The sequence below is a fragment of the uncultured Meiothermus sp. genome (assembly GCF_937863175.1).
Classification (GTDB): domain Bacteria; phylum Deinococcota; class Deinococci; order Deinococcales; family Thermaceae; genus Meiothermus.
This window is the reverse complement of the sequence record NZ_CALMCQ010000420.1, coordinates 1-4,030: the sequence shown is the minus strand read 5'-3', so window position 1 is coordinate 4,030 and position 4,030 is coordinate 1. Positions and strand designations below refer to the sequence as shown.

4 protein-coding genes are annotated in these 4,030 nt (G+C 60.2%); all 4 read right to left on the bottom strand.

Annotation, left to right across the window (positions count from 1 at the left end):
• Window positions 1–542, bottom strand: a 542-nt coding sequence (locus Q0288_RS15940) for a proton-conducting transporter membrane subunit (protein WP_299432626.1), incomplete at its 3' end; no start/stop codon positions are given.
• A complete protein-coding gene (locus Q0288_RS15935; protein WP_299432623.1) occupies window positions 539–1,960 on the bottom strand; it encodes a NuoM family protein in 1,422 nt (473 codons plus the stop codon). The genes Q0288_RS15940 and Q0288_RS15935, both read right to left, overlap by 4 nt.
• Window positions 1,957–3,789 carry an NADH-quinone oxidoreductase subunit L gene (gene nuoL, locus Q0288_RS15930; RefSeq protein ID WP_299432620.1) on the bottom strand — a complete coding sequence of 611 codons (1,833 nt, stop codon included), beginning with the start codon at window positions 3,787–3,789 and terminating at the stop codon, window positions 1,957–1,959. The genes Q0288_RS15935 and nuoL overlap by 4 nt, the downstream gene beginning before the upstream one ends.
• 3 nt (window positions 3,790–3,792) lie before the next feature.
• On the bottom strand, window positions 3,793–4,030 hold a 238-nt coding region (gene nuoK, locus Q0288_RS15925), incomplete at its 5' end, for an NADH-quinone oxidoreductase subunit NuoK (protein WP_299432617.1).

Genomic DNA, 4,030 nt, shown 5'->3' with positions numbered 1-4,030 from the left:
AAAAGGGCGGCGGCATACACCGGCCCCGAGCCAGCGGCTCCGACTTCAAAGCTGCCGGTCGCACCAAAGTAGAGGGCAGTCCCGTAGAGGAAGATGGCCGCACCCAGTGCGCCCAGCAGGAAGTATTTCAGGCCGGCCTCGAAACCTTTTTCGTCGCGCTGCCAGGTCGCCAGCACATAAAGAGGCAGCGACAGGATCTCGAGCGCAATCACCAGCACCACCAGGTTGGGAGTGCTGGACATGATGTGCATACCTGCCACAGCAAATAGCACCAGCAGCGGAAACTCGAATTTCTTAGCTGGCCCCAGCAACAAGACCCAAAGCCCCCCCAGAACTGCCACCAGGGTGAGGCCCCGAGCCAGGGTATCGAATGTGTACAGGCCACCGAAGGCTTCCACCGTCTGGCCCCAGCCCACCATGCTGAAAAGGCCTGCCAGTACCAGAGCCGCTATGGTCAACCAGCGGTTGGCCTCCCTCGAGATCACAAAAGCCAGTAGCGATAGCACGGTGGCCGCGCCAGTCAGAATCAGCAGCGTGGTCATGAGCCACCTCCGAACAGCGATGCGATGGCCCGTCCCAACGGTTCAAGGTGTACGGTGAAGAGCCTGGGGTAGAGGCCCATCAGCAGGATCACCCCCACTGCCACGACCGCAAAACCCCACTCACGCGCGTCCATATCAGGCACAGCCTGGGTCTGGGCGGTCTCCTGGAAGAGTTTCTGGAAAGCCGTAAGGGCATAGGCTGCCGCCGCAATGACCGATAGGAAGGCCACAAAAGTAAGCCAGGGCGAGACCTGATAGGCCCCCAGCAGCACCATCAACTCGCCGGGGAAGCCCGACAGACCCGGTAGGCCAATCATGGCCATTAGCAAGAACATTCCCAGCACGTACAGCGCCGGGGTGTGCCTGGCCAGCCCGCGCACCGGACTGACCTCGAGGCTCCCGGTACGCCGGTAGACCAGACCCACAAACAAGAACATGGCCGAACCGTATACCATCGAAGCGCCCAGCAGATACAGCGCCCCCACCGTACCCTCCATGTTGCCGCTGAACAGGCCCAGAGCGCCTAAGCCCATGTGCGAGACCCCCGCATAGGCCAGCAGGGTCTTCCAGTCGGGGGCGCTAAAGGCCAGCCAGGCAGCGTAAATAGCCCCAAAGGCCGCCAGGAAGAGCAACGCCCCCTGCCAGCGCTCGAAACCATCGGGCATTAGCGGGATGGCCCATTTGAAAAACACGAAAATGCCCACCTTGTACAGGGTGCCCATCGCGTCGGCCAGCCCGGAAGGGTGGTTCTGCTGGTGGAAGAGGGGTAGCCAGGTGTGCAGGGGGAAGAGCGGCGTTTTGACCGCCAGCGCCACCAAGAAACCCAGAAAGGCCAGCACTGCGGCCTCTCCGGTTAGTGGGTTGGCGGCCAGGTCGCTGTAGAGGAAGCTGTCCGCACCGCCCAGATAGCGTACAGCCAGGATCGCGGCCAGCATGGGCAGCGATCCAACCAGGGTGAAAAGTGCGAAGGTGTAGATAGCCCTCAGGCGATCCGGCCCCCCGAAAAACCACAGCATCAGCAGGGAGGGAATCAGGGTGGCCTCGAAGAAGGCGTAGAAGAAGATCAGGTCTTGGGCCGCAAAGATGCCCAGCAGTCCGGTCTGCATAATCAGCGTGAGCGCCAGGAAACCCACCGGCACCCGGGCCACCCAGACCCCCAGCAATACCACCAGACTGACCGCGATCCAGAACAAGAGCCCTGCGCCATCCAGCCCCACCGCGTAGTAGACCCCGGCCTCCGGCAAAAAGGGTGTCTGACTGGCGTAGGCCACCCCCTGGCCGTCATAGCCCGCAAACAGGATCAGCGAGATCAGCAGACTAACCACCGCTGCCGCAACTGCAAAATTTCGACCCAGACTGGGAATCAGTAGCAAAATTAGACCTGCAACCAGGGGCAGCCACAGTCCAAAGTGAATCATCGCAACACCCCCAGGCCCACCAGCAGTACCAGGGCAATCAAAAGGCCCGCCATATAGAAGCGTAGCGCGCCAGTCTCGAGCTTGGCCAGCAAGTTCCCCAGTCCTCCCATCAGGCTGCCCAGGCCGACAAAGCCCGTCAACAGACCCTTATCGCTGCCAAACAGCACCGCCGCCAGGGATTTCATGGGGTTAACCAGGAGGGTGTTGTAAACCGTGTCGGCATAAAAACCATGGAGCGCCCAGGTCTGGAAGCTGGTGTACCATTGCGGCATCTTTTGCTGGAAGAAGCGGAAGCCCCACCACAGCGCGGATATCGCCACTACCGCCGAGACTATAATCAACACCCATTCGGTGAGCACCGGTAGCTTCTCGTGTTCGAACTCGCCGATGGCCTTTTTGAGGAAAGGGCTAATGAAGTTCTCGTAATCAATTACATACGGCAGCCCAATGAATCCCACCCCCATGGCCCCCACGCTCAGGATGTGATTGGGCCACAGCATCACCGGGGGGCTTTCGTGGGGATGTGCTTTGCCACGGTACTCCCCCCCGAAGACCAGCACATACCAGCGAATCGAGTAGAGCGCCGCCAACACCGAGGCGCCCAGCATCAGCGCCCAGAGCCAGGGGCCGTACTCGAAGGAGTAGGCCAGAATCGCGTCCTTCGACCAGAAACCCGCCAGAGGAATCAGACCGCCGGAAGCAAAGGTGGCAATCAGTCCGTGCAGGTGCGTGGAGGGCAGATACTTGCGCATCCCGCCCATCTGGCGCACGTCCTGCTCGCCGCCCAGCGCGTGAATGACCGAGCCTGAGGTCATGAACATCAGGGCCTTAAAGAAGGCGTGGGTCACAATGTGGAAAATAGCCACCCAGTAGGCCCCCACCCCTACCGCCACAAACATGAAGCCGAGCTGCGAAAGAGTCGTATAGGCCACTATTCGTTTGATGTCCCACTGGCCCAGCGAGCATAAGGCCCCGTAGATAGCCGTCAGGAGACCGATCGCCACAATCAGGCCCGACAGAAAGCCATCACCGTGCAGCATGAAGGAGTGTCGCACCAGCAGGTAGACCCCAGCCGTGACCATGGTCGCGGCATGAATCAGGGCCGAGACCGGCGTAGGGCCAGCCATTGCATCCGGCAACCAGACCATCAGGGGCACCTGAGCGCTCTTGCCGATGGCCCCGATAAGCAAGAAGAAACCCGCCAGGGTGAGGGTGGTAAAGCTATACCCCCCCGCTTCCACTTTTTCCACCAACTCGGTGATCGAGAGGGTGCCAAACATGCTCCATAACAGGCCCATCGCCAGTAAAAAACCCAGATCGCCGATGCGGTTGACGATGAACGCCTTACGGGCCGAATCGGCGTTGACCCGTTCGTTATACCAGAAGCCGATCAGCAGATAGGAGGCCAGCCCCACCCCCTCCCAGCCGATAAAAACCACCGGCAGACTGTCGCCCAGAATCAGCACCAGCATGGCCGCAATGAACAGGTTGAAGTAGCTGAAGAAGCGGCTATAGCCAGGATCGCCGTGCATGTAGCCGATGGCCCAGACATGGATCAGAAAACCCACGCCCGCCACCACCATTAGCATCACCCCAGACAGGTTGTCGAGGTTGAGACTGAAGGGAATCCCCGGCAGCCACTCGACCAGAGTCCACCTGGCCCCGCCTTGCAACAGCAAGAACAGGCCCAGCAAAAAACTGCCCATCACCAGACTCGAGGCCAGCCAGCCCGCTGCGGGCTCGGCGATGCGCTTGCCAAACAAACCCAGCAGCACAAACCCCAGCAGGGGCAGAGCGATGATCAGGGGTAGAAGAATGGTCTCTTGCACAATTTACCCCCTTAGTTGCCTCAGATCGTCAAGGCTGGTAGTCTCACGACGACGGAAAATGGCCACGATCAGGCCCAGACCCACTGCCACTTCAGCCGCGGCAATGGCGATGATGAACAGTACCACCACCTGCGCATCCAGGCTGCCGGTAAGCCTGGAGAAACTGATCAGCGAGAGCGCAGCCGCATTCAACATTAGCTCGATAGAAAGAAACACCAGAATAGCGGTACGCCGGGTGAGC